This window comes from Flavobacterium sp. KH_035 (assembly GCF_057839565.1).
Window position 1 is genome coordinate 4,812,691 of sequence record NZ_CM174492.1, and the last position, 24,760, is coordinate 4,837,450.

A 24,760-nucleotide genomic window follows, 5' to 3' on the forward strand; every position below is an offset into this window, starting at 1 on the left:
AATCAATCAATAATATGCGATTCGAAAACGTTTTCTAACCAATATCTTATAAAATTTTACAACAAAATAAATATTTACCATAAAAAAAAGACACTTTTACACATAATCGTTTAACAATCATTAACAATTCGATACCATTTATGATTAAACCACACTAAATATTACACAAAACGTTTTACGAAAACGTTATTAGATTTAAATACATCAACATATCGCTTTATTTTAAAATTTTATGTAAAAGAATTGCGTTTTAATAACTAATTGTTTAAAGTTGCACATTATTATAAACCAGAGAATCAATTCCCATAAACTGTTAAATAAAAGTTGAACGAGATACGAAAATTAAAATTTGATATAAAACTTAAAAACCATGTTTGGTTTTGGGGCAGCTATTTTACTCTTAACTTTTTAAGATGGGGCGCCTACTTTAATGATTATCCTTATTCGTTCAAATCAAATCTGATAGAATTCTCTTTACACATCCCATTAGTCTATTTCAATTTATTTGTACTGGTACCGCGTTATGTTCTAAAGCAAAAATACATTCAGTATACTTTCTTAATGGTTATAAGCCTATTAGCTGTGTATTTAATAAAGACCGGTCTTACCTATTATATTATCTCTGAAAATATTTGGCCGGAAGCCAACCGTGAGTATCATTCTTTTGACATCAACCATGTACTCGCAGTTTGTATTGGTGAATTATATGTTGTTGCAATGGCATCTTCTGTCTACCTTACATTAACCTGGTTGAGAGAAAGGGAAAGAAACCGATCTTTAAGAGAAAATCAGTTTAGAATAAAGCTAAAATATCTTGAAAATCAGATTCAGCCGCATTTCTTTTTCAATACCCTGAATAATTTATATGCTTTATCACTCGAATCTTCAAATAAAGTCCCTGATGTAATTATAAAACTATCTAATCTAATGGAATATGTTTTATATGATGTAAAAGGAACCAAATCTGTTCCTTTGATTAAAGAAATTAATTACATCCAAAATTATATCGAAATCGAGAAGCTACGCTTTGAAAATGTCGAAGTTACAATCAATTTAGAATCAAATATAGAGGATATTGTGGTACCTCCGCTGCTCTTCATTTCATTGGTCGAAAATGCCTTTAAACATGGTGGAGTCAACAATAATAACCTAAAAATTAAAATCAATTGTAAAGTTATTGACAATAAAATGTTAGACTTTGAAATCTTAAATAATTTTGTAATTTCACAAAATATTAATGCGAAAGGCGGAATTGGTCTCGCGAATACCAAAAAGAGATTAAAACTGATTTACAAAAATGACTTCAGTCTAAAAAACACAACTAAATTAAATTACTATATAATCCGTTTGCAAATACCTCTTGATAATGAAAATTAAATGCGTGTTGATTGACGATGAGCCTTTGGCAATCAAAGTCCTGCAAAATTATTTCACCAATTTTACAGATTTTGAGGTAATTGGCACATTTAATAATTCTCTGGAAGCGCTTGATTTTATAAACAGTACTACTGTCGATGCTGTATTCTTAGACATTAACATGCCTATGATGACAGGATTCGAACTTATTAGTCTGATCGAAAACAAAACCAAAGTTATCATTACAACTGCCTTTAGAGAATTTGCCGCAGAAAGCTATGATCTTGATGTTCTGGATTACTTAGTAAAACCTATTCCGCTTCCAAGGTTTATAAAATGCATTAATAAAATCACTACTGAATACAATTTAAAAAACAATATTAAAGTCGAAACCACTAAGGGTGACTCTCATATTTTCATCAAAGTCGACAAGAAAATGATGAAAATTAATATTGAAGAAATTTTGTTTGTTGAAGGAATGAAGGAATACATAAAAGTGGTGACTTCAGACAAAACCTACATCACACACAAATCTTTAACCTCATTGTCCGAGGAATTACCAGCCGACCGATTCTTACGCATTCACAAATCATATGTAATTGCACTAAACAAAGTAAAATCAATAGAAGGCAATCGTATTCAGATACAATCTTACACCATTCCTATTGGAAGAAATTACAGCAAAGAAGTAAAAAACAAAATACTGGAATAAACTCAGCTTCCTAAATCGATTTTCTAACTCGGTAAAAATTAACACATTGTTGAAAAAATCAAACCGTTGGTTTAAATTTAACATTATTTGTGGCTTTTTATTTTTTTTTGAAACACTTAACAAATATATTTACGGTCTTCAAAAAACAATAAAATAAAAAATTAACCTCTTAAATTATGAGTTCAGAAAATGTTCAAACCAAATGGGGACAGTTTATCTCTTTGATAATTGTTTTCTTCTTTTGGGGTTTTGTTGGTTCGGCCAATGATATCCTGATTCCAGTTTTCAAGAAAGTATTTACCTTGTCGCAAGTACAATCACAATTAGTAGCCTGGGCCTTCTATGCTGCTTACTTCGTAGGATCATTGATTTTCTTCCTGGTATCCTTAAAATTAGATGTTTTACAAAAATTCGGATACAAAAAAACACTTTCTGCCGGTTTACTTTTATCTGCTTTTGGTTCATTTTTATTCATACCAGCTGCAACAATGGAAAGTTTCCCTTTCTTCTTAACAGCTTTATTTACAGTAGGTCTAGGATTTTCAATTCAACAAATTGTAGCAAATCCTCTGGCAATCAAAATGGGAAGCCCTACAACAGGCGCACACCGTTTAACTTTAGCGGGCGGAATCAACTCCTTCGGAACTACAATTGGTGCCATTTTACTTGGAATCGCTTTATTCGGAATGGGAGACAACAAAAAAACAGCCTTATCATTAGAAGATATCAAACTGCCTTTTATTATCCTTGGACTTGCTTTTATCGTAGTTGCTATTTTCATGAACTTCTCAAAAATTGAAGATCCTGCAAAAGAAGACGAAGAAGAAGTTAAAGTAGCACATGAAAAATTCAATATATCAGATTACCCACAGCTTTACTTAGGAATGTTAGGAATCTTTATCTATGTTGGTACAGAAGTAACAATCATTAGTAACCTCCCTGCTTTATTACATACAGCCGAGTTTGGCAACATCCTGGAAGATGCTATCGCTCCTTTTATAGCCCTTTACTGGGGAAGCTTAATGATTGGTCGCTGGAATGGAGGGGTTAACGTTTTTAATACTTCTAACTTAGTAAACACAGCACTTAAATTCATCGTTCCGGCTATAGCATTTGGAGTAATTATTGGCGCTAACCTTTTTGCTGCTCATGATGTTTCTTCCTTTTACATCTATCCAATCTGGATCTTATTGTTCATCGCAGTGAGTTTTGTTGGAGGGAAAAATGCTGGAAAAACATTAATGCTTTTTGGAATATCAGGTGTATTAATGATGTTTGCGGGATTGGTTTGCCCAGACCCTCAAATTGCCAAATTCTTCTTCATTTCGGGAGGTTTATTCTTGTCTATCATGTGGCCATCTATCTTTGATTTAGCAATTGCCGGTTTAGGTAAAAACACAGGAAAAGCATCTTCATTCTTAATCATGATGATTCTTGGAGGAGGAATTATTCCTTTAATTCAAGGCAGCATCTGTGATATCGACCTTACAAGTCCAAACGGAATCTTCGGAATTACATGGACACATTTCTCTTATATTGTTCCTCTTCTTGGTTTTGCCTACTTAGGATTTTACGGATTCTATTGTCCTAAGATCTTAAAAAGACAAGGGATTAACCATGTTGAAGGTGGTGGCGGAGGTCATTAAACAGAATAAAATAATATAAAATTTTAAATTCCAAATATCAAAATCCAAATTCAAAACCTTTAAGCGCTTCAAATTTGGATTTTGATATTTCTTTTTTTTATACTAAGTACAACAAACCCGACAGATTTTAAAAACCTGTCAGGTTTATATAAAAAAACGCCATCTTTCTATTGAAAAATGGCGTTTTTAATTTTATGTGACTAAGGACTACTTATTTCCTTTTTCAAAATCAGCTACAAATTGAGCCAATCCGATATCTGTTAATGGGTGTTTCAACAATCCGTAAATCGCAGAAAGAGGTCCGGTCATTACATCAGCACCAATTTTAGCACAGTTTACAATGTGCATCGTGTGACGTACAGAAGCTGCTAAAATTTGAGTTTCGTAACCATAATTATCATATACTAATCTAATCTCTTCTATCAGATTCAATCCATCAGTCGAAACATCATCTAAACGACCAACAAACGGAGACACGTAAGTTGCTCCTGCTTTTGCAGCCAAAATAGCCTGTCCTACTGAAAACACAAGCGTTACATTTGTTTTAATTCCTTTATCAGAGAAATATTTCGCAGCCATAACACCTTCTTTTGTCATAGGCAATTTTACCACGATTTGATCATGCAATTCAGCCAACTCCTCACCTTCCTTAATCATTCCGTCAAAATCAAGCGCATTAACTTCAGCACTTACATCTCCTTCAACCAAATTACAGATATCAACATAATGCTTTAAAATGTTGTCTTTTCCAGTAATTCCTTCTTTAGCCATCAAAGATGGGTTAGTCGTTACACCATCCAAAACTCCTAAAGCCTGTGCTTCTTTAATCTGAGCTAAATTAGCTGTGTCAATAAAAAATTTCATAATCTATTTATATTTAATTGTGTGTTTAAAAATTTAGTGCAAAATTACAACTTAGAATCTAAACTTAGCACCAATAGCCAAATCAATTCTCCATAAATTTTCTAATTCTTCTTTATCAAGTTTTTCAGTATATGTCGTACCATCTGCATACGTATACTTTAGTTTTTTCAAAACACCTCCAGCAAAACTAACCTGTGGTCCCAACAAAAAATGAGGTGTTATCCTAAAATGATACCCCATCCCACCAATCGCACCCAAATTCGAACCTGTTATTTTAACTGGATTACCAACTATACGTGCTCTATTTTGATATGCCATATACCCCAAAGAAATCTCTAAATTAGCTTCTCCAACCCTTGCATGTCGATCCTCTGTAATTATAAAAGAAGGCCCAATAAACGAAATTGTTATATCATCACTAAAATTTCCTTTTACAGTAATTCCATCATCCAAAGTAATTTGTTGGTCGTACATTGTTCCGGACGATTTGTAAACGTTATATTTCAAACCAAATCCACCTTTTCCATCTTTAAGATAATAAGCACTTATATCATAACTTAAGCCCGATTTTAATTTTTTCAAATATTTCTTTTGTTCAGAACTCAGTCCGTCCGGAGATGAAGCTACTCTAAAACTCTGCCCAACATTTGCTGTTATTAAAAATTTTGAAGTCTTAGAATTATCATGATATGCCGAATCATAAACTACGACATCATTTTTAATAGCTTTAGAACCTGTAATTAACTGAATAGTATCTTTAGCAATCTTAGACCTATTATAATCCGGAGTGTTTTCAACTCTCAATAAATCTGCAGCAATTCGATGACAACTACTTCCAAATGTACTCGGATACAAATGTTCTGTAATTAACAATGCATTAGCACCGCTTTTACGAGCTTCTATTTTTGCTTTTTCAAGCACAGTATTTAAATCACAATTCGTAGTAAAACCAGTATCTCCAATTTTAGTAGACCCAATTTTACTATATACTGAAGGAAGTTCCGATTTGGCATTAAAAATGACAATTTTATCAGCTTCATTTAATTTCTCATGTTTTTCAGAGATAGAAGTTCTTATTTTTGGGGAGCAAGAGCAAAAGGCAATCGTAACAAAAAGTAAAAGGTATTTCATTTTAAGATTCAGTAATTTATAATTTATAATGATTCATCAGCATTTTTTCATAAACTTTATCCCGTAGCACACGCTTTAAAACAATTGAAAATTTTTGCATAAAAGCACCTACTTTGTAATGCACATTTGGCTTTTTTTGCTGTATGATTTTATAAACTGCTTCGGCCATTTCATTTGGATTCCCTCCCGCATCAACATGCTCGTTCATCGTAGAAAGAATATCACCATATACCTTTTCATAAGCCGAACCTTTTAGAACCGGTGCATGATAGCGACCTGCCGCAATATTGGTTGCAAAATCTCCCGGTGCTACATTTGTAATCTCAATTCCAAATGCCTTCACCTCCATACGCAAAGCCTCCGTGATTAACTCCAAAGCCCCTTTTGAAGCCGAATATACACTACGATATGGCAATCCCATATAGCCGGCAATAGAAGTGACATTAATAATCAAACCTGATTTTTGCCCTCTCATTTGAGGCAAAACAGCTTTCATTACTTCGATTGGTCCGAAGAAATTGGTTTCAAAATTGTTTTTAATTTCCTCAGTTGGAATTTCTTCCAGAGGCCCGGTAATTCCAACACCTGCATTATTAATAACAACATCCAGTCTTCCTGAAGCAGCAATAACCTCAGCTACTGCCGATTTTATAGAATCTGCATTACGGACATCCAAAGCAACTAATGGAAAAATTGAATTCAGTACCTTTTCAGGATTTCGGCTTGTTCCGTACACAACGAAACCTTTTTGATGTAAGAACTCTCCAATTGATTTTCCAATCCCTGAAGATCCTCCGGTAATTAAAACAACTTTACTCATTGTAAGTTTTATGTTAGATATGAAATGTTATTTATGAAATGTTGTCTGTAAAATGAAACATACTTAACGCAGACTTTTAATTATGATTGTTAAATATACTTATTTATAAATAGAATTTCTGCAATATGAAAATCTTCTTCCCTAAAACATCTTACATCTTACAAGCAACATTTTACATTTCACAAAAAGGTCAAAAATAAAAAAATCCTCCATATGGAAGACTACTTTTAAATTAATTCTAAAAAAAATCCCGAAACATCGGGACTACAAAAAAAAAAAAAATGGCAAGCGACCTACATCGCACCGCTCAACCACGTACCCTTGCTATGTTCCCATCCTGGGGGAGTCTGCAGGAGCTGGTCGTGTAGGACTTGCCGGTGCAAATATACAATCTTTTTATATTTTTGCAAGACCTTTGTTGCTATAAAAATATCATCGTATATTGGCTTATTCAAATTTTAAACTATGAAAAAATATAACTTCCTAACTGTCATTTTATTAGGAATCACATTAATTGGATGTGGAGATACAAAAAAAGGTGAAAATTCTTTATTCACCATCGATGATTCGGCTTTTCCAGCTCATTTTTTGCCCCAAGAAGCAATTTCGATCGGTATTTTGAACCCAAATTCGAAAGAAATCGACAGCATTGCCTACTTCATAAACGATAAAAAAGTGGGAAGCACAAAAGGTGCTGAAAAATTCAAATTTGAATTAAAAAATCAAAAACTAGGATACCAATATTTAAAAGCAACTGTTTATTTTGGATCAGACTCCTCTGATGCTACTAAACGTGTTGAACTGGTTTCTAATATCGAGCCTAAATTATTAAAATATAAAATAGTCAATACCTATCCGCACGACAAACAATCTTTTACAGAAGGTTTAGAGTTTTACAAAGACACTTTATATGAGAGCACCGGGCAAGAAGGAGCTTCTTTCTTAAGAAAATACGATTATAAAACCGGAAAAGTTTTCAAACAAATCGATTTAGATAAAAAATATTTTGGCGAAGGAATTACTTTCATCAACGGCAAATTATTTCAGTTAACCTGGCAAAACAAAACCGGTTTTATCTACAATGCCAACACTTTAAAACTGGAAAAAACATTTGCTTACGAAAAAGACATCGAAGGTTGGGGAATGACCAATGACGGAAAATACATTTACCAAACCGATAAAACAGAAAAAATCTGGAAAATGGATCCTTCAACTCAAAAAATGATAGACTATATCAACGTTTACTCCGGAACATCAAAAATTAAAGCAATTAACGAATTGGAATGGATTAACGGAAAAATCTACACCAATGTATGGTTCAAAGATGCGATTGCAGTTGTAAACCCTACATCTGGAGCTGTTGAAGGAATCCTGGACATGTCAGGATTACGTAAACTTATGAGTGATGTCACCAAAGACGATGTTTTAAACGGAATCGCTTACAATCCAAAAACCAAAACTATTTTTGTTACAGGTAAAAACTGGAGCAAAATGTTCGAAATAACAGTTTCAGAATAAGATAATAAGAACAAATTTTTAAACACAGATTTCACGAATTTCACTAATCTATTGCGTGATAATTGTGAAATTTGTGCTTTTTACTTTATACCTCAAAATAATGACAACTTTAATTACCAACATAAAAGAATTACTTCAGGTCCGCGAAACTTCAATAACTAAGGTATCGGGAGCAGGAATGGCAGTACTTCCAACTTTAAAAAATGCATATTTAATTTTAAAAGACAATCTCATTGACGACTTTGGTCTGATGGAAAATCTTCCTGAAATTAATGCAACGCTAACAATTGATGCAACTGGACGAATTGTAATGCCTACATGGTGCGACAGTCATACGCACATTGTATATGCAGGAAATAGAGAACAGGAGTTTGTAGACCGAATTAACGGTTTTTCGTATGAAGAAATTGCAAATCGTGGTGGCGGGATTCTAAATTCAGCTAAAAAACTCAATGAAACTTCAGAAGAAGAGATCTACGAACAATCAAAACTTCGTTTAGAAGAAGTCATGCATTTAGGAACAGGTGCTGTAGAAATAAAATCCGGTTACGGACTTACGATCGAAGGCGAACTGAAAATGCTTCGCGTAATTCAGAAACTATCTCAAAATTATCCTATTGCCATAAAAGCAACTTTTTTGGGCGCACATGCTTTTCCTTTACATTACAAAGAAAACAAAGCAGGTTACATCAATGAAATCATCACCAAAATGTTACCTGAAATTGCCCAAAATAAACTGGCTGATTACGTGGATGCCTTTTGCGAAACCGGATATTTCTCTGTCGAAGAAACCGAAAAAATCATGGAAGCAGGGATACAATTCGGCCTGAAACCTAAAATTCATGTCAACCAGTTCAATTCTATTGGTGGCATACAGGCAGGAATCAAATACAAAGCCCTTTCTGTCGATCATCTCGAAATTATGAACCCGGAAGATATTGAAGCTTTAAAAAACACAGAAACAATGCCAGTTGCACTGCCATCCTGTTCCTACTTTTTAAGCATTCCTTATACTCCGGCTCGTGAAATGATTAAAGCAGGTTTACCAATTGCTTTGGCAACCGATTTTAATCCTGGTTCTACTCCATCCGGAAATATGAATTTTGTAGTTGCAACAGCCTGTATCAAGATGAAAATGACTCCGGAAGAAGCTATAAATGCTGCCACCATAAATGGCGCTTATGCGATGGACCTTTCTGAAACACACGGAAGCATTACTAAAGGCAAAAAAGCTAACTTAATTCTAACAAAACCTATTTCATCTTACTATCAGATTCCATACGCTTTTGGCAGTAATTTAATAGAAAGTGTTTTTCTTGAAGGAAAAATTCTAAAATAGGAAAATAATCGTTAGGAAAAAATTGTTCTAATACATAGAAACATAGGCTCTATACTTTTACAAAAATAAGGTACACCACTTTAAATAAGCCACATAACCCTATGAGAAAGAAATGTGTTTCTTTTTAACCTTCTTTTCTAGCTGTAAAATTCTATGTTACTATGTGCTAAAATTAAATTTTATTCGATTTTACCTAACGGATTAAAGCATAAAAAAAGGTCTGTGATTTCTCACAGACCTTTTTTTAGTGGTATTTGCCTTAAACGACGCGGTATTATCTTAAGCTGAAACTAGTTTTAGAAACTAATTCATCATTATCAAAAACATTTATAAAGTAAGTTCCTTTTTCAAAATCCTTACCAATTAAATCTTCTGAAACGTTTACTGTTTTGTTTTCATATCTTACAGTAGTTTTAAAGCTATACGTCAAAGTATTATCTCCAAAACTTTCTGTTTTCTTCTCTCCTAAAACATTGTTTTTAGAATCGATAACTTGTACATAATACGTTTTATCTCCAGATTTAGCGATTTGATTTTCAGCAATTGTAAAACTTACTTTCAAAACATCAGCGCGGCTCGCTTTATCTGTTTCGATTTGTTTACCTGAACCTTTTACTTTGTAAGCGATTGTTTTTGTATTCAATACTGACAATTTAGCTCCTTTTTCAACTGTTTTTGCCAATTCTTCGTTTTGACCAACTAAAACCTCATTGTACTTCTTAGATTCTCCTAAAACGACAATTGTACTGTCTCTTTGAACTGTTAAAACGCCATTTTGTTTTTTCAACTCATCGTTTTCAGCAACTAAAGTTTTCATTTTACCTTGCATTGCCTGAACTTGTGATCTGTATTTAGACACATCTCCTTTAGATTTATTTAAATCATCCATTAGAGCTACTACTTTATCTCTTTCCTGAATTAACTCATCAGACATTGAAGTATTTTCAGCAATTGCAGCATCATAAGTTGATTTCAATTCCTGTAAATCTTTCATAACAGATTCTTTCTCTGTCATTGTCGTTGTAAGTTCAGTTTTAACTACATCTGTATCAGATGATAATTTAAAAATATACACTAAGCTACCAATCAGTAGGACTGCTAAAACTGCGATTACCGCTTTTAGACTTGAGTTGTTGTTCTTTGGGTTTTCCATATTTAAAAAAATTTTCTTTAAAACAAATTTAAGAATTAATATAAAGGTAATAACGTAAGTTACCACAATTATATTATTTTTGAAAAATATTTTTTTTTTCATGGAGAAACTAATTCCTTTTACTGTTAACGATTTGGCAAAAATCACCAATCATCGAAGTGGTGAAATAAAATTCGGAGAAAAAATGGTCATCATTCCTAAAGGGGCTGATAAGATCAATTTTCTAAAAGAAAGCGAGGCCAAATATGTGCTTTTTGGGATTCCTGAAGATATTGGCGTACGTGCCAATTACGGCAGGCCCGGAGCTGCATCAGCATGGGAAAGCGCTATAAAAAGCATTGCAAACATTCAGCACAATCGTTTCTCTAAAGGCAGTCAGATTTTGGTTTTAGGACAATTGGATGTCGCTCAGGAAATGCGTGATGTTGAAAATCTTGATTTCAATGATATCGACGACAGGTCCAAACTAAGTCAGTTAGTAGAAAAAATAGACAAAGAAGTTTCGCATATTATCTTTACGATTATAAAAGCAGGAAAAATACCAATCATTATTGGGGGCGGACACAATAATGCTTACGGAAACATAAAAGGATCAGCTTTAGCCAAAGGAAAACCAATCAATGCTATTAATTTTGATGCACATTCTGACTTCAGAATTCTTGAAGGTCGTCACAGTGGCAATGGTTTCTCCTATGCGTACGAAGAAGGTTTCTTAAAAAAGTACTTCATTTTTGGTCTGCACGAAAACTATACTTCTAAAAGTGTTTTAGACATCATCAAAAAACTTGAAGACCGAGTTCGTTACAACACCTACGATAGTGTGAACATACGCAAGGAAAAGGATTTTGATAGAGAAATGGCATTAGCTTTAGAGTTTATCAGAACAGATTCTTTCGGGATCGAAATCGATCTGGATGCTATCCCTAATATTGCGAGCAGTGCTATGACAATCAGTGGTTTTTCGGTGGAAGAATTACGTCAGTTTATTTCCTTTTTCGGACAGCATAAAAATGCCACTTATCTGCATATTTGCGAAGGTGCTCCCGATTTAGCCGATTCTCCAAATAACAACCTAATTGGCAAACTTATAGGTTATTTGGTAACTGACTTCATCAAAGCAAATAACGAAAAAATCTAATCTCAGCAGAAAGTTCAGGTATTGTAAATTAAGGCATTTTCCAAATAAAATGATATTCAAATAAAGGATTAACCGAATAAGCCTATCTTTGCACAGAATTTTAGTACTTAAAACTAAAATCTTAATATGTAAGATATGTTATTCGAAGATCTATCACTCTCAAAAAGTATACAAAAAGCCGTATTTGAAGAAGGCTACCTAAACCCTACTCCTATTCAGGAACAATCTATTCCGATCGTTTTGTCAGGAAGGGATTTAATTGGTTGCGCGCAAACAGGTACAGGAAAAACAGCAGCATTTGCTATTCCAATCATACATCAATTACACCGAATTGTAGGCTCATCCAAAAAAGCCAAACAGGTCCGTGCCCTTATAGTTACTCCTACACGTGAATTAGCGGTTCAGATTGGACAAAGTTTTGACACTTATGCCAAATACACCAACTTAACGCAATTGACAATTTTTGGAGGAGTTTCGCAAAATCCTCAGGTAGACACCCTGAAAAAAGGAGTTGACATTTTAGTTGCCACTCCAGGCCGATTACTTGATTTACACAAACAGGGATTTCTGGATCTGGATCATTTACACACTTTGGTTTTAGACGAAGCAGACCAAATGCTGGATATGGGCTTTATCAATGATGTAAAAAAGATTGTAAAACTTACTCCAAAAAATAGACAGACTTTACTGTTCTCTGCCACTATGCCGATTGCTATTCGCGAACTGGCCGAAATGTTTTTAAAGGATCCTGCAAAAGTAGAAGTATCTCCTGTTTCATCCACAGCCGAAACGGTTGAACAACGCGTTTATTTTGTTGAAAAAACAGAGAAAAGAAACTTATTGTACCATTTGATCAAAAATGAAAATTTATCAAATGTTCTGGTTTTTTCAAGAACAAAACACGGTGCTGACAATGTGGTAAAAGCGCTTCGCAAAAAAGACATTCCTGCTGAAGCAATTCACGGAGATAAATCACAAAATGCAAGACAACGTGTTTTGGATGCTTTTAAAAACAAAGAAGTTGGCGTACTTGTTGCCACAGACATTGCCGCAAGAGGAATCGATATTGACCAATTGCCATTTGTCATTAACTTTGATTTACCAAATATACCCGAAACTTATGTACACCGAATTGGACGTACCGGACGTGCAGGAAACGGGGGAATTGCAATTTCGTTTTGCGGTAAAGACGAGCAGCCTTACTGGAAAGACATTCAAAAACTAATAAAGGTAGACGTAAAAACCATTACCGATCACCCTTATCCATGGCACTCCGGAAGTCCGGAAGCAACGGAAGAGAAACCTAAAAACTCTAACCGAAGTGGTGGTGCTCATAAATCAAGAAAATCTAATGCTTCTAAGCAAAACAAAAAACGCTGGTATTAACCGGCGTTTTTTGCTTCAAGTATTAAGTAATTCATAATTTTAAAAAGCCTGACAGGTTCAAACGGCTTAATAATAATATCATTTATTCCCGACGAAATAGCTTCATCCGTAATTTCATCCTTATCAAAAGCTGTTAGCGCCACAATAGGTGTTTTAAGTCCTTTTAAACGAATTCTTTTCGTAGTTTCAAATCCATTCATCAATGGCATATTGATATCCATTAAAATCAGATCAAAACTTTCATTCTCTAATATTTTCAAAGCCGAAAAACCATCATCAACGACTTTACAGATGTAATTGTGCTTTTCGATAATCTTTTTCGTCACTAGCTGATTAATGAGATTATCTTCTACAATTAAAATTTTATAGACTTCATTTGAGCTCAAATCGACCTCTATTTCATCGATAATTTGTTTTGTTTTTTGAGGGTCAAACTCAAAAGGAATTGTAAACGTAAATGAAGTTCCTAAACCAATCTCACTTTTCAGTGCAATCGTACTTCCAAAGAGCCCCAACAATCGTTTTACAATACTCAATCCCAATCCCGTACCCTGATAATCTTCATCTTTTCTTCCAACCTGCACGAATTTCTCAAAAATTTTACCCTGATCGACAATTGCTATGCCGACACCATTGTCTTTTATTAAAAAATCCAAAAAGTACATTTTTTCCTCCGATCTATTGAGTTTCACAATAATTTCGACTTGACCATCTTTTGTAAACTTAAGCGCATTACTCACCAAGTTCATTAAAATCTGAGCTAGCCTTAATTTATCCCCAATAAGATATTCAGGAATACAGGGATCTATAGAAACTGTAATTTTATTATTGTTTTTTTGTGATAAAAAGGAAAGTGAATTTTTAATCATCATTATTTCATCCGAAATATTGAATGTCAGATTCTCCAGTATCACTTTATTCTCCTCAATTTTATTAATCTGAAGAATATCATTTACCAGTGACAGTAAATACCTCGCCGAAAACTTCAACGAACTCAAATGCTGGCTTCTTGACAATTCTTTATGTTCCTCCAGTAGCATATTAGTTATCCCTACTACTCCATACAGCGGCGTACGCAATTCATGACTTATTGTCGAAATAAACTGAGACTTAAGTAGTGAGGCCTCCTCTGCAATTTCTTTTGCACGCAAAAGCTCTGCATTGTGTTTTTTCTTAAATCTAATGTTTTTAATTAAAGTGATGATCAGAATTAAGAAAATCAGTGAAACCAGAACAAATAAGATCACTATAATTCTCGATTTTTTAAGACTTTGATATTGAGAATCTTTCTCACTTTCAATTTTATCAATCTGTCTTTTATATTCGTCTAACTCTAAATTAAAACCTGCAATAGAAGCCTTTTTAAGTTTTTCCTCATTGTATAATTCCGCCGTAATAGTATTGTACGAATCCAGATTCCGGTAAGCCTCTTCGTACCTCCCTATTTTACTTAAAAACTTGGAATATTCCTGATGCGCATACGACAAATCCGACCTTTCTTCACTGTTTTTACCGGCCCCTATAGCTTTAAGAAAAAACTCATTAGCCAGATCATATTCATTTTGATAACTCAAATACATCCCGTTTAACATGTTTACAACAATCTCTGTCGACTCATCACCATATTTACTCTTATTGCTGTTTACAAATTTCAGAAATGGATATCCTTCTTTAAATTTTCCAATATCAAAGTAAGCCCAGGCAATATTTACATTTGTAAAATAGACCTGCGACATCTCGTTTAATTTTAAACTGTATGCGATTGATTTTTTATAATAATTGATTCCCTTATTGAATTGCTTCTTTTCGAAACAATAAATATTACCAAGATTATTATGAAGACTATATTTTAGGGAATCATTATCTGTTTGGTCAGCATAGAACAACCCTTTGTTGTAGAAAAAAATAGCTTTATCAAATTCGGACAATTCATTATAATTCCCGGCAATTATTTTATACGATTTCGCTATTAAATTATTATTCTTAGAAGCGGTGGCATAGTTTAATGCTTTCCGTGAAGTGATGAGCGATTTTTCAAAATTCGATTTTTTGTAGTCCTCCCAGGCTTCCTTGACAATCTTATTGATCTTTGCATCCGATATCGTTTCAGATTGCGCGCTGGCGGAATTGGCAAAACAATTCAAACATACGATCAGCAATAAAAAAATGCGTATTCGGGGCATAAATAGGCTAATTTCATCAAATATACATTAAAAATAAAAAGAAGCTGTATTTCCTATAAAAATACAGCTTCTTTTTTATTGAAACTTTAACAAAATTTGATGTTTTTTCCTACTTTGACAAATTTCTTTATAAGTTTTCAGAAGCAATTTCAGTATCTTTGTCATCCTCCCATTGTCCAACAACTGAAGTAGCCAAAGCATTTCCTAAAACGTTTGTAGCACTTCTAAACATGTCACAAAAATGATCAATTGGCAGGATTAATGCAATTCCTTCAACCGGAATATCAAACATACCGCAAGTAGCCGCTACTACAACCAAACTTGCACGTGGTACACCTGCAATACCTTTACTGGTCAACATTAAAACCAAAAGCATTACCATTTGAGTTCCTAAATCCAGATGCACTCCATAAAACTGAGCAATAAAAATACTCGCAAAAGTCATATACATCATACTTCCATCCAAATTAAAAGAGTAACCAAGCGGCAACATGAAGGATACAATTTTATCTTTTACACCAAAATCTTCCAATTCCTCTGTTAATTTTGGAAAAACAGCTTCACTACTCGTTGTACCAAAAGCAATCGCCAAAGGCCCTGTAATACGTCTTAAAAGCTCTGTCATTCTTCCTTTCAGAAAAAGATAACCAACCGCTATCAAAACAACCCATAAAGTACCAATTCCGACTAAAAACGATCCGAAAAATTTAAAATAGGTAATTACCAGTTCTTCTGCATCCCTTATGGCAAATACACCTGCAATGGCTCCAAAAACCCCAATTGGAGCGAAGTTCATCACGTAGTTTACCATTTTTAAAACGATATGTGAAGTTTTATCTAAAGCATTGATTACCGGTTTTACTGTACTTCCCAGAGACGCAGCAGCTAAACCGAAGAAGATTGAAAAGATAACAATCTGCAAAATTTCATTAGTTGCCATTGCTTCAAAAATACTTTTAGGAACAATGTGCTCTACAAAATTCTCAACCGATAATGTTTTCGTTTTAGCTGTTACCTCAGAAGCAGCGGCCATATCAACATGATCCAGTTTCAAACCTACACCCGGCTCCAGAATGTTTACATAAAACAATCCGATCAACAAGGATATAAATGAAGCGGTAAAAAACCATCCAAGGGCTTTTCCTCCAATTCTTCCCACCGTTTTAATATCTCCAAGTTTTGCAATACCAACTACTAAAGTGGTAAATACCAAAGGAGAGATAATCATTTGTACCAATCTGATAAAGATCGTTGCAAGCATTTTTATTTTATTGCTAAAAGACTGTGCTGCTTCAGGCGAAATAGAATTGTGCAAAATAATTCCCAAAGCGGCTCCAAGAACCATTGCAATTATAATTTGCCCTGTTAATCCTTTTAGAAAAGATTTCTTTTTAGTTTCTGTAACTTGCATTAATTTGTTTGTTTTAAATTAAAATATTAAGACCCTCATGTCCTAACTTTTACTAATAAGTTTTGTTGATTAAATAAAAATCAGCCAAAACAATCGCTGCCATTGCTTCAACAATTGGTACAGCACGAGGCACTACACATGGATCATGACGCCCTTTACCCGTCATTGGCGTAATATTTCCTTTGTTATCTAACGAATCCTGAGTCTGCATGATAGTCGCAACAGGTTTAAAGGCTACTCTGAAATAAATATCCATCCCGTTACTGATTCCGCCCTGAATTCCTCCTGAAAGATTTGTTTTTGTTGTTCCGTCAGGGTTGTATAAATCGTTATGTTCACTTCCTTTCATTTCAGAACCCGAAAATCCGCTGCCGTATTCAAAACCTTTTACCGCATTGATCGAAAGCATTGCTTTTCCTAATTCAGCATGTAATTTATCAAAAACCGGTTCTCCTAAACCTACCGGAACATTTTGAATGACACATGAAACCACACCTCCAACGGTATCCCCCTGTTTGCGGATATCACGAATATATTCTTCCATAATCGCAGCCGATTTTTCATCCGGACAACGAACAGGATTACTTTCTATTTTAGAAAAGTCCAAATCCTGATACGGCGTATCCAAATGAATTGGACCAACCGAAGAAACATAGGCATTAATTTTTATTTCCGGAAGCATTTGCTTAGCTATCGCACCCGCCACAACTCTGCTTGCTGTTTCTCTTGCAGAACTTCTACCGCCACCACGATAGTCACGAAAACCGTATTTCTGGTCGTACACATAATCGGCATGACTGGGTCTGTAATTGTCTTTTATATGGGAGTAATCATCCGATTTTTGATTGGTATTCGGAATAATAAAACCAATAGGAGTTCCTGTCGTTTTACCTTCAAAAATACCTGATAAAAACTGAACCGCATCCGGCTCTTTACGTTGTGTTACAATTGCTGACTGCCCCGGTTTTCTTCGGGACATTTCAACTTCAATTGCATCTAAATCAAGTTCAATTCCAGATGGACAACCATCTATAATTCCGCCTAAAGCTTCACCATGAGATTCTCCAAATGTTGTAACTTTATATAGGGTGCCGTAGCTATTTCCTGCCATTGTAATTTGTTTTGAGCAAATGTAAGTTTTATGAATTAAATTAAAAAATTTAAAATTGGTATTATTAAGCAAAGGTTGCAGCCATTAAAAATCACAATTTATTAAAATTGTAGCCAAATTGGTAACCTTTTGATAAAATTTATCCCGCAGAAGTTTCTTTCATTTGTTAAACTTCAAAAAAAGAAAAATTGAAAAAACGAAATGTCGAATTGGTCATTATATCAGATGTCCATTTGGGAACTTACGGAAGTCACGCTAAAGAACTAAACAACTACCTATCAAGTATTAAACCCAAAACATTAGTCCTGAATGGTGACATTATTGACGCCTGGCAATTTAGAAAATCCTACTTTCCAAAAGCGCACTTAAGAGTCATTCAGCGCATCATTGGCATGGCTTCTAAGGGAACAAAAGTGTATTACATTACCGGAAATCACGACGAAATTCTTCGAAAATTTAGCGATATGAATATGGGTAATTTTGCCCTGGTCGATAAGTTAGTGCTGGAATTAGACGATAAAAAAGCATGGATTTTTCACGGAGACGTTTTTGATGCCTCTGTACAACACTCTAAATGGATTGCTAAATTAGGGGGACTAGGCTACGATTATCTGATTCTAACCAATCGATTTGCCAACTGGTGTCTAGCCAAATTGGGACGTGAGCCTTACTCCTTTTCAAAAAAAATAAAGGCAAGTGTCAAAAAAGCGGTAAAGTTTATCTCTGATTTCGAAACCACAGCTACCGATCTGGCCATTGAAAAAAAATACGACTACGTAATTTGCGGACACATTCACGAACCGAAAATCATTACTAAAGAAAACAAACACGGATCTACTTTATACCTAAATTCTGGGGACTGGGTCGAAAATCTTACTGCACTAGAATACCATAAAAAACGATGGAAATTATACTCTTATGCCGAAAGTAATTTTACCGAAGAAGAAAATCTTTTTGAAATGGAAGACATTCTAAGTTCTCAGTTAATTTCTTCTATTATTCTAAACAAATAACCCTTAAACAGGTAGCCTATAGCAGATAAAACTACTTTACACTTCATACTGGTTCTCTGCGGAAATGTGAATTATATAACAATTTTCAATAATCCTATACGTTTGAAAATTATAGCACACCTTACATTTGACGTAAATTAATAACCATTTTTATGAAAAGAATCATTTTATCTGCCATTATGCTATTAGGTTTAGCATTTACGGCACAATCACAAGAAATTTCAAAACATGCCTTGGGTATCCGTTTAGGAGATAATAACGGTTTTGGCGGAGAAGTATCTTATCAGTTAGGATTAAACCAAAAGAACAGACTGGAGTTTGATTTAGGCTGGAGAAACAGCAGTGATGTTGATGCGATCAAAGGAGTAGCTCTTTACCAATGGGTTTGGAATATTGATGGAGGATTTAACTGGTATGCTGGTGTTGGTGGGGGTCTTGCTACCTGGAACCACGACTATTACACGAACAACAACAAATACAAAGATAACGGAACGTATGTTTTTGCGGCTGGAGATATTGGTATCGAATACCGATTTAAAGAAGCACCAATTACCTTGTCATTAGACGCAAGACCTGAAATTGGTTCGGGATATTATGACGATGACAATTTTGGATTTGACGTTGGTTTAGGTGTAAAATTCAGATTCTAAATAAAACTAAAAAATAGTTACAAAAAAACCTGTCGTTTGATTCGACAGGTTTTTTTTTATGCCTTAAAGTTTAAAGATATTGTTATTACTCAGGCGTAAAGACTTCAAGTCCTCTCAGCCTGACACCCCATAACTCATAACTCAAAAATTACTTCACAATAATCTCTTTTTTTGAGTGCACTTTGATTACGGTATACGGGTACGTAATAACCTGCATCACCATTGCATCTGCAGTCGGATTATTTTCTTTAACAGTTATGATGATATTTTTATCCGTTTCTTCTACTTTTTCAATACCTATAGAATAGCCTCCCGTATTCTTTTCTCCCATATTCAAGATCACATAATTGGAGTTACCAATATCATCCTGCTTCATTTTTGCTTTCAAATGAGGGTCATTTTCCAACATTTTGATTTCGTTTGGTTCCGTCAAAATTTCAAAAAATTTAATATTCCCACCACCGTCAGATTGCTCCGTCAGCACCTCATACAAAACTTTCGAAGTTCCTTCTGATGTTTTTTTGACTCCACAAGAAACCAAAACTAAAATTACCAGGACCGAAATTACTTTTTTCATTTACGCTAATTTATAAGATTAATGTTTTTCGTGTTTATAATCATTAATTGCTTTTTGATACAAGGCTTCATATTGAGGCAATATCGTTTTGATATCAAATTTTTTGGCAACTTCTAGTGCATTTGCCTTAAACTGATTTAAAACGTCATCATCTTTTAGTATTTTGATTGCATTGGCGGCCATTTCTTCAACATTACCAACATTACTCAAATATCCTGAAAATCCGTCAAAATTAACTTCCGGCAAACCTCCCGAATTACTCGAAATTACCGGAACTCCGCTGGACATCGCTTCTAAAGCTGCCAAACCAAAACTTTCCGTTTCTGATGGAAGCAGGAACAAATCAGTAAAACACAAAATTTTATCAATCTCATTACTGTTTCCAAAGAAAATTACTTTATCGTAAATTCCAAGTTCCATACATAAGACCTCTGCTTTTTCTTTCTCAGGACCATCACCAACCATCATCAGCTTAGATGGAATTTCCTTTTGAATATTATAGAAAATCTTAATAATATCCGGAATTCGCTTCACTTTTCTAAAGTTACTAATATGCGTAATAATACGCTCATCTTCTTTAGCCATAACATAACGATGACAAGGAGCCTGCGGGTCTTTTTTAATCTTATCCAGTTCTATAAAATTCGGAATTACTTTAATCTTATTCTTGATATTGAATAATTTCAAAGTATCGTCTTTCAAACTTTGGGAAACCGAAGTCACATAGTCGGATTTGTTGATGCTGAATGTCACGGCTGGTTTATAAAATGGATGATTTCCAACCAAAGTAATATCTGTTCCATGAAGTGTCGTTATCATTGGAAGATTAATTCCTTCATTTTTCAGCATTTGCTTCGCCATATAACCCGCATACGCGTGAGGGATAGCATAATGCACATGAAGCACTTCTATTTTATATAATTTTACCATATCAACCAATTTGCTTGACAGCGCCAATTCGTAAGGCTGATAATGGAAAAGAGGATATTCAGGAACGTTTACTTCGTGATAATGAACATTAGGATTTAAAAGCGCCAACCGAACCGGCTGACTGTAGGTAATAAAATGGATTTCGTGTCCGCGTCTGGCTAATTCAAGGCCTAATTCTGTAGCAACTACACCACTACCTCCAAATGTCGGATAACAAACTATTGCTATTTTCATGTATTAAATTTAGTAACTACGAAAGTACTTAAAAATAGCTTTTAATTGTTCTTTTAAAATGTTAGATTTTTGTGAATAATAGACTTCTTACTTTTTCGGTTTTAAACCGGACAGGTTTTAAAAACTCCTCTAACCAAAAGTCAATTTACAAAAATTTGGAACTTTATTCTCATTACCATCATACCAGCTAGAATAAACGAACTCTTCAATCTCCTTAATTATTTGCTCATCAATTAAAACACCTGATTGCTCTATAAAAGCCAAAATAGCGGTATAACCGATAATGGTCGGATTAGTATCCATAAAAGGCTTTCCACTTAACCAATTGATTTTAATTATCCAAAAATCAGAACTATGAGACAGTGCAAACTGTAACCCCTCAATCAAACCAATTTTCCATGTAGCCCAACCTTGTTCCTCAACATCTAAAGAATTATTACAAAATCCCTCTCCGGAATAATTTTCTATGATTTCATTCCCAACTTCATTCTTTCTAACATCTAAAGCAACAAAACCCAAATACAATCTTCCATCTCTAACTTTCATCCATCGATAACAAGCATCAAAATTTCCCATCATTAAAAGCTTTTTATTTTCAAAAATCCCATTACCAAACTTTCTACAATTGGCTTAATATATTCAAACCCGACAGGTTTTAAAAACCTATCGGGTTTAGAACAATGAGCAGTTTATTTACAATCAACTAAAAACAGAAAAGGCACAAAACCTAAATTTTATGCCTTTTCTTTATTTTGAATATTTCCTAGAAAAATCTGCTATGCCAACTGTCGGCTGCAGGAACTTCCCATGATTCATTAAATTCTTCAATATTATTTACCAGATTATTAAATACGATCGTATTCTCAGATACTGATTTATCCTTAACCATTTTCTTGAAATCGATTAAAGGTTTGTGTGCAATATGTTCACCCAGCTTAAAAGTCACGTTCATTTTGTCTAACAAATCAACGTTGTATTTTTTTTCTAAGCTCTGGATAAACTCGACCGAACTATCGATTGAACAACCTGTTGCTGCCTGTACTTCCTGATTTACAGCCAAAATAATAAATCGGTTGTATTTTAATTGGTACGAAGCTTCCAGACTTGTTCCGTGTGCTGCCCATCCCTCTACAAAAGTTTTCAGGTCAGTTTCTATTTCAGAAAATTCTTCCTCAGAAAACTTTCTGTTTGATTGATAAATCCAGATTCTGGACTCACCAGGTAAATTTTCAAAAGGTATATACATTTTAATTTTTTCTTTAAGTTTGTTTTGTTTCAGGTTTCAGGTTTCCAACCTTTGTCCCTTTGGACCTTTGCTACTTTGAGCCTCAATTAAAGATCCTGCGCATTAGCAATTAACTCAGCAATATCCATTACCTTCACTTGCCCTTCTTTCTCCTGATGTTTAATACCATCGGTTAACATCGTATTGCAAAACGGACATCCGGCTGCAATAATATCCGGTTTTACTTCCAAAGCATCTTCCGTACGCAAAACGTTTACTTCTTTATTTCCCGGCTCAGCATCTTTAAACATTTGCGCTCCACCAGCTCCACAACATAATCCATTTGCTTTTGAGCGTTTCATTTCAACTAACTCAACATCCAGTTTCTGAATTAAGTCTCTAGGCGCTTCATATACTTTATTAGCTCTTCCTAAATAACAAGGGTCATGAAAAGTGATTTTCTTCCCTTTAAACTGACCACCTTCAACGGTTAGTCTGCCATCATCAATCAATGACTTTAAAAACTCTGTATGATGAATAACATCGTACTGACCTCCTAATTCCGGATATTCATTTTTTAAAGTATTAAAACAATGCGGACAAGCGGTAACGATTTTTTTGGCTTCATACGCATTAAGCACCTCGATATTCATCATGGCTTGCATCTGAAACAAAAACTCATTTCCAGCACGTTTTGCAGGATCTCCGGTACAACTTTCTTCGGTACCCAAAACTGCAAACGAAACATTGGTACGATTTAAAATTCGCACAAATGCTTTTGTAATTTTCTTTGCTCTATCATCAAAACTCCCTGCGCAACCAACCCAAAATAAAACTTCCGGTTGTGTTCCCTGGGCTAGCATTTCAGCCATTGTTGGCACTACTAAACTTTCTGACATCTTCTTATATTGTTAAATCGGTTTATCGTTTATTTGGTTTATCGCACTCTTTGCCATAACCTTACTAAAAAACCTTACTATTTTATTGAAATCGATTAAACGGCTAAACAAATAACCAATTAAACTTTTTTTTTAATTTTCGTTTTTCCAATTTAAACGATCCTGTTGACTGTATTGCCAAGGAGCACCGTTGTTTTCTATATTGGTCATCATGGCATTCAATGACATCGGAGCAGCGCTTTGTTCCATCACTAAATAACGGCGCATGTCCATAATAATAGACAACGGGCTTATATTTACAGGACATTCTTCTACACAGGCATTACAAGAGGTGCAAGCCCACAATTCTTCAGGAGTAATATAATCATTTAGTAATGTTTTATTATCCGGAACAAAAACACCTTTATTGGCATCTATATTTTTACCTACTTCCTGTAAACGGTCTCTTGTATCCATCATAATTTTACGAGGAGACAATTTTTTACCTGTTTGATTTGCCGGACATGACGACGTACAACGACCACACTCTGTACAGGTATAAGCATTTAAAAGCTGTACCCAGTTTAAATCCTGAACATCACTTGCTCCAAATTTTGCCGGAGCAGCATTTTCATCAACAGGAGCAGCCGCAAACGGATCTGCGTTTGGATCCATCATTAACTTTACTTCTTTGGTAACCGATTCCAGATTATCAAACTGCCCTTCCGGGTTTAGGTTGGCAAAATAGGTATTCGGGAACGCCAAAAGAATGTGTAAATGTTTGGAGAAGTACAAATAGTTCATAAAAACCAAAATACCTGCTATATGCAGCCACCAAAAGACTTCAAATAATAGCACCACCAATTCATTCGACATTCCATTAAAGATTGGAGCAATAAACTGACTGATTGGAAAGCTGCCTGCTTTATGAAAAACAGCGTCCGGAACATTCTGCAAATGCAGATCGGAAGCGTTCATTAACAAAAACAACATCATCAAAACCGTTTCGAAATACAAAATGTAATTGGCATCATTTTTAGGAAAACCATTTAAATCAGGATTGATGAAACGTTTTAATCGAATTACATTTCTTCTAATCCAAAAAACGGTAACAGCGAAAATTACAAGTATTGCTAATATCTCAAATGAGGCTATTAAAACATCATATACTACTCCTAAATAAGGCGCAAAAATTCTATGTGTTCCAAACAACCCGTCAATAATAATCTCAAGTAATTCGATATTAATAACTATAAAACCAACGTAAACAAAAATATGAAGTATTCCAGCTACTGGGCGTCTCACCATTTTTGATTGCCCAAGAGCAATCAATGCCATGTTTTTCCAACGTGCTTTAGAATTATCTTTTCGATTTACATCTACTCCCAGATTAATATTTCGGATGATTTTTTTTACGCTCGATGCAAAAAAACCGAAACCAATTATAAGAAGTATGGCGAACAAAATATTATCTAAATAACTCAT

The 24,760-nt window shown here is 34.4% G+C and carries 22 protein-coding genes and 1 other RNA gene; 9 read left to right on the forward strand and 14 right to left on the reverse strand.

What is annotated here, in order from left to right:
* Positions 1-324: 324 nt before the first annotated feature.
* The 3 genes from AC3IS6_RS19505 to AC3IS6_RS19515 all read left to right on the forward strand — a co-directional run bounded on the left by AC3IS6_RS19505 (position 325) and on the right by AC3IS6_RS19515 (position 3,714).
* Complete coding sequence (locus AC3IS6_RS19505; protein ID WP_173968021.1) at positions 325-1,377, forward strand: sensor histidine kinase; 1,053 nt, start codon at positions 325-327, stop codon at positions 1,375-1,377.
* A complete protein-coding gene (locus tag AC3IS6_RS19510) occupies positions 1,367-2,068 on the forward strand; it encodes a LytR/AlgR family response regulator transcription factor (RefSeq protein ID WP_173968022.1) in 702 nt (233 codons plus the stop codon). The genes AC3IS6_RS19505 and AC3IS6_RS19510 overlap by 11 nt, the downstream gene beginning before the upstream one ends.
* A gap of 176 nt (positions 2,069-2,244) precedes the next feature.
* A complete protein-coding gene (locus AC3IS6_RS19515; RefSeq protein WP_489161818.1) occupies positions 2,245-3,714 on the forward strand; it encodes an MFS transporter in 1,470 nt (489 codons plus the stop codon).
* A gap of 207 nt (positions 3,715-3,921) precedes the next feature.
* Here AC3IS6_RS19515 and fsa read toward each other — a convergent pair whose 3' ends face one another.
* From fsa to ffs, 4 genes are all read right to left on the reverse strand, one after another.
* The gene (fsa, locus tag AC3IS6_RS19520; RefSeq protein WP_173968024.1) at positions 3,922-4,578 is read right to left on the reverse strand and encodes a fructose-6-phosphate aldolase; all 657 of its coding nucleotides are present in this window, start codon (positions 4,576-4,578) and stop codon (positions 3,922-3,924) included.
* 51 nt (positions 4,579-4,629) lie between these two features.
* Positions 4,630-5,709, reverse strand: a complete 1,080-nt coding sequence (locus AC3IS6_RS19525) for a hypothetical protein (RefSeq protein WP_489161820.1) — start codon at positions 5,707-5,709, stop codon at positions 4,630-4,632.
* Positions 5,710-5,725: 16 nt separating this feature from the next.
* Positions 5,726-6,529 carry an SDR family oxidoreductase gene (locus AC3IS6_RS19530; RefSeq protein WP_489161822.1) on the reverse strand — a complete coding sequence of 268 codons (804 nt, stop codon included), beginning with the start codon at positions 6,527-6,529 and terminating at the stop codon, positions 5,726-5,728.
* A gap of 279 nt (positions 6,530-6,808) precedes the next feature.
* Positions 6,809-6,906: signal recognition particle sRNA small type (gene ffs, locus AC3IS6_RS19535), an RNA gene on the reverse strand.
* An 88-nt stretch (positions 6,907-6,994) separates the two neighbouring features.
* Here ffs and AC3IS6_RS19540 point away from each other — a divergent pair.
* Entirely contained in the window at positions 6,995-8,047 is a 1,053-nt protein-coding gene (locus AC3IS6_RS19540) for a glutaminyl-peptide cyclotransferase (protein ID WP_489161823.1), read from the forward strand.
* 100 nt (positions 8,048-8,147) lie between these two features.
* Positions 8,148-9,386 (forward strand): imidazolonepropionase, encoded by a 1,239-nt coding sequence (hutI, locus tag AC3IS6_RS19545; RefSeq protein ID WP_489161824.1) that lies wholly within the window; start codon positions 8,148-8,150, stop codon positions 9,384-9,386.
* Positions 9,387-9,660: 274 nt separating this feature from the next.
* On the opposite strand, the gene AC3IS6_RS19550 is transcribed toward hutI, so the two are convergent.
* On the reverse strand, positions 9,661-10,539 hold the full coding sequence (locus AC3IS6_RS19550) for a hypothetical protein (protein WP_173968029.1): 879 nt from the start codon (positions 10,537-10,539) through the stop codon (positions 9,661-9,663).
* A gap of 100 nt (positions 10,540-10,639) precedes the next feature.
* Between AC3IS6_RS19550 and AC3IS6_RS19555 the strand changes: the two genes are divergently transcribed.
* Together AC3IS6_RS19555 and AC3IS6_RS19560 are read left to right on the forward strand one after the other, a co-directional pair.
* Entirely contained in the window at positions 10,640-11,677 is a 1,038-nt protein-coding gene (locus AC3IS6_RS19555) for a formimidoylglutamase (protein WP_489161826.1), read from the forward strand.
* Between the two features lie 135 nt (positions 11,678-11,812).
* Complete coding sequence (locus AC3IS6_RS19560; protein ID WP_173968031.1) at positions 11,813-13,063, forward strand: DEAD/DEAH box helicase; 1,251 nt, start codon at positions 11,813-11,815, stop codon at positions 13,061-13,063.
* Here AC3IS6_RS19560 and AC3IS6_RS19565 read toward each other — a convergent pair.
* From AC3IS6_RS19565 to aroC, 3 genes are all read right to left on the reverse strand, one after another.
* Positions 13,060-15,246, reverse strand: a complete 2,187-nt coding sequence (locus tag AC3IS6_RS19565) for a response regulator (RefSeq protein ID WP_489161828.1) — start codon at positions 15,244-15,246, stop codon at positions 13,060-13,062. The genes AC3IS6_RS19560 and AC3IS6_RS19565 overlap by 4 nt on opposite strands.
* Before the next feature lie 127 nt (positions 15,247-15,373).
* A complete protein-coding gene (locus AC3IS6_RS19570) occupies positions 15,374-16,657 on the reverse strand; it encodes a dicarboxylate/amino acid:cation symporter (protein ID WP_173968033.1) in 1,284 nt (427 codons plus the stop codon).
* Positions 16,658-16,709: 52 nt separating this feature from the next.
* Complete coding sequence (gene aroC / locus AC3IS6_RS19575; RefSeq protein WP_264524587.1) at positions 16,710-17,768, reverse strand: chorismate synthase; 1,059 nt, start codon at positions 17,766-17,768, stop codon at positions 16,710-16,712.
* A 188-nt stretch (positions 17,769-17,956) separates the two neighbouring features.
* On the opposite strand from aroC, the gene AC3IS6_RS19580 reads away from it, so the two are divergent.
* Positions 17,957-18,781, forward strand: coding sequence for a UDP-2,3-diacylglucosamine diphosphatase (locus AC3IS6_RS19580; protein WP_489161829.1), 825 nt, complete (start codon positions 17,957-17,959; stop codon positions 18,779-18,781).
* A 152-nt stretch (positions 18,782-18,933) separates the two neighbouring features.
* Complete coding sequence (locus tag AC3IS6_RS19585) at positions 18,934-19,431, forward strand: hypothetical protein (RefSeq protein WP_489161830.1); 498 nt, start codon at positions 18,934-18,936, stop codon at positions 19,429-19,431.
* 148 nt (positions 19,432-19,579) lie between these two features.
* Here AC3IS6_RS19585 and AC3IS6_RS19590 read toward each other — a convergent pair whose 3' ends face one another.
* The 6 genes from AC3IS6_RS19590 to AC3IS6_RS19615 all read right to left on the reverse strand — a co-directional run bounded on the left by AC3IS6_RS19590 (position 19,580) and on the right by AC3IS6_RS19615 (position 24,760).
* A complete protein-coding gene (locus AC3IS6_RS19590; RefSeq protein ID WP_489161832.1) occupies positions 19,580-20,008 on the reverse strand; it encodes a protease complex subunit PrcB family protein in 429 nt (142 codons plus the stop codon).
* Positions 20,009-20,026: 18 nt separating this feature from the next.
* Positions 20,027-21,172 carry an N-acetyl-alpha-D-glucosaminyl L-malate synthase BshA gene (gene bshA, locus AC3IS6_RS19595; protein ID WP_489161834.1) on the reverse strand — a complete coding sequence of 382 codons (1,146 nt, stop codon included), beginning with the start codon at positions 21,170-21,172 and terminating at the stop codon, positions 20,027-20,029.
* A gap of 129 nt (positions 21,173-21,301) precedes the next feature.
* A complete protein-coding gene (locus AC3IS6_RS19600) occupies positions 21,302-21,751 on the reverse strand; it encodes a hypothetical protein (RefSeq protein WP_489161836.1) in 450 nt (149 codons plus the stop codon).
* Between the two features lie 184 nt (positions 21,752-21,935).
* The gene (locus AC3IS6_RS19605) at positions 21,936-22,418 is read right to left on the reverse strand and encodes an ABC transporter ATPase (protein ID WP_489161838.1); all 483 of its coding nucleotides are present in this window, start codon (positions 22,416-22,418) and stop codon (positions 21,936-21,938) included.
* 86 nt (positions 22,419-22,504) lie between these two features.
* Positions 22,505-23,296 carry a (Fe-S)-binding protein gene (locus AC3IS6_RS19610; RefSeq protein WP_264524593.1) on the reverse strand — a complete coding sequence of 264 codons (792 nt, stop codon included), beginning with the start codon at positions 23,294-23,296 and terminating at the stop codon, positions 22,505-22,507.
* A gap of 132 nt (positions 23,297-23,428) precedes the next feature.
* The gene (locus AC3IS6_RS19615) at positions 23,429-24,760 is read right to left on the reverse strand and encodes a 4Fe-4S dicluster domain-containing protein (RefSeq protein WP_489161840.1); all 1,332 of its coding nucleotides are present in this window, start codon (positions 24,758-24,760) and stop codon (positions 23,429-23,431) included.

Coding starts and splice junctions, on each gene's coding strand:
- AC3IS6_RS19510 (WP_173968022.1), top strand. CDS start 1,367: ATGAAAATTAAATGCGTGTTGATTGACGATGAGCCTTTGGCAATCAAA.
- AC3IS6_RS19515 (WP_489161818.1), top strand. CDS start 2,245: ATGAGTTCAGAAAATGTTCAAACCAAATGGGGACAGTTTATCTCTTTG.
- fsa (WP_173968024.1), bottom strand. CDS start 4,578: ATGAAATTTTTTATTGACACAGCTAATTTAGCTCAGATTAAAGAAGCA.
- AC3IS6_RS19525 (WP_489161820.1), bottom strand. CDS start 5,709: ATGAAATACCTTTTACTTTTTGTTACGATTGCCTTTTGCTCTTGCTCC.
- AC3IS6_RS19530 (WP_489161822.1), bottom strand. CDS start 6,529: ATGAGTAAAGTTGTTTTAATTACCGGAGGATCTTCAGGGATTGGAAAA.
- AC3IS6_RS19540 (WP_489161823.1), top strand. CDS start 6,995: ATGAAAAAATATAACTTCCTAACTGTCATTTTATTAGGAATCACATTA.
- hutI (WP_489161824.1), top strand. CDS start 8,148: ATGACAACTTTAATTACCAACATAAAAGAATTACTTCAGGTCCGCGAA.
- AC3IS6_RS19550 (WP_173968029.1), bottom strand. CDS start 10,539: ATGGAAAACCCAAAGAACAACAACTCAAGTCTAAAAGCGGTAATCGCA.
- AC3IS6_RS19555 (WP_489161826.1), top strand. CDS start 10,640: ATGGAGAAACTAATTCCTTTTACTGTTAACGATTTGGCAAAAATCACC.
- AC3IS6_RS19560 (WP_173968031.1), top strand. CDS start 11,813: ATGTTATTCGAAGATCTATCACTCTCAAAAAGTATACAAAAAGCCGTA.
- AC3IS6_RS19565 (WP_489161828.1), bottom strand. CDS start 15,246: ATGCCCCGAATACGCATTTTTTTATTGCTGATCGTATGTTTGAATTGT.
- AC3IS6_RS19570 (WP_173968033.1), bottom strand. CDS start 16,657: ATGCAAGTTACAGAAACTAAAAAGAAATCTTTTCTAAAAGGATTAACA.
- aroC (WP_264524587.1), bottom strand. CDS start 17,768: ATGGCAGGAAATAGCTACGGCACCCTATATAAAGTTACAACATTTGGA.
- AC3IS6_RS19585 (WP_489161830.1), top strand. CDS start 18,934: ATGAAAAGAATCATTTTATCTGCCATTATGCTATTAGGTTTAGCATTT.
- AC3IS6_RS19590 (WP_489161832.1), bottom strand. CDS start 20,008: ATGAAAAAAGTAATTTCGGTCCTGGTAATTTTAGTTTTGGTTTCTTGT.
- bshA (WP_489161834.1), bottom strand. CDS start 21,172: ATGAAAATAGCAATAGTTTGTTATCCGACATTTGGAGGTAGTGGTGTA.
- AC3IS6_RS19600 (WP_489161836.1), bottom strand. CDS start 21,751: ATGATGGGAAATTTTGATGCTTGTTATCGATGGATGAAAGTTAGAGAT.
- AC3IS6_RS19605 (WP_489161838.1), bottom strand. CDS start 22,418: ATGTATATACCTTTTGAAAATTTACCTGGTGAGTCCAGAATCTGGATT.
- AC3IS6_RS19610 (WP_264524593.1), bottom strand. CDS start 23,296: ATGTCAGAAAGTTTAGTAGTGCCAACAATGGCTGAAATGCTAGCCCAG.
- AC3IS6_RS19615 (WP_489161840.1), bottom strand. CDS start 24,760: ATGAGTTATTTAGATAATATTTTGTTCGCCATACTTCTTATAATTGGT.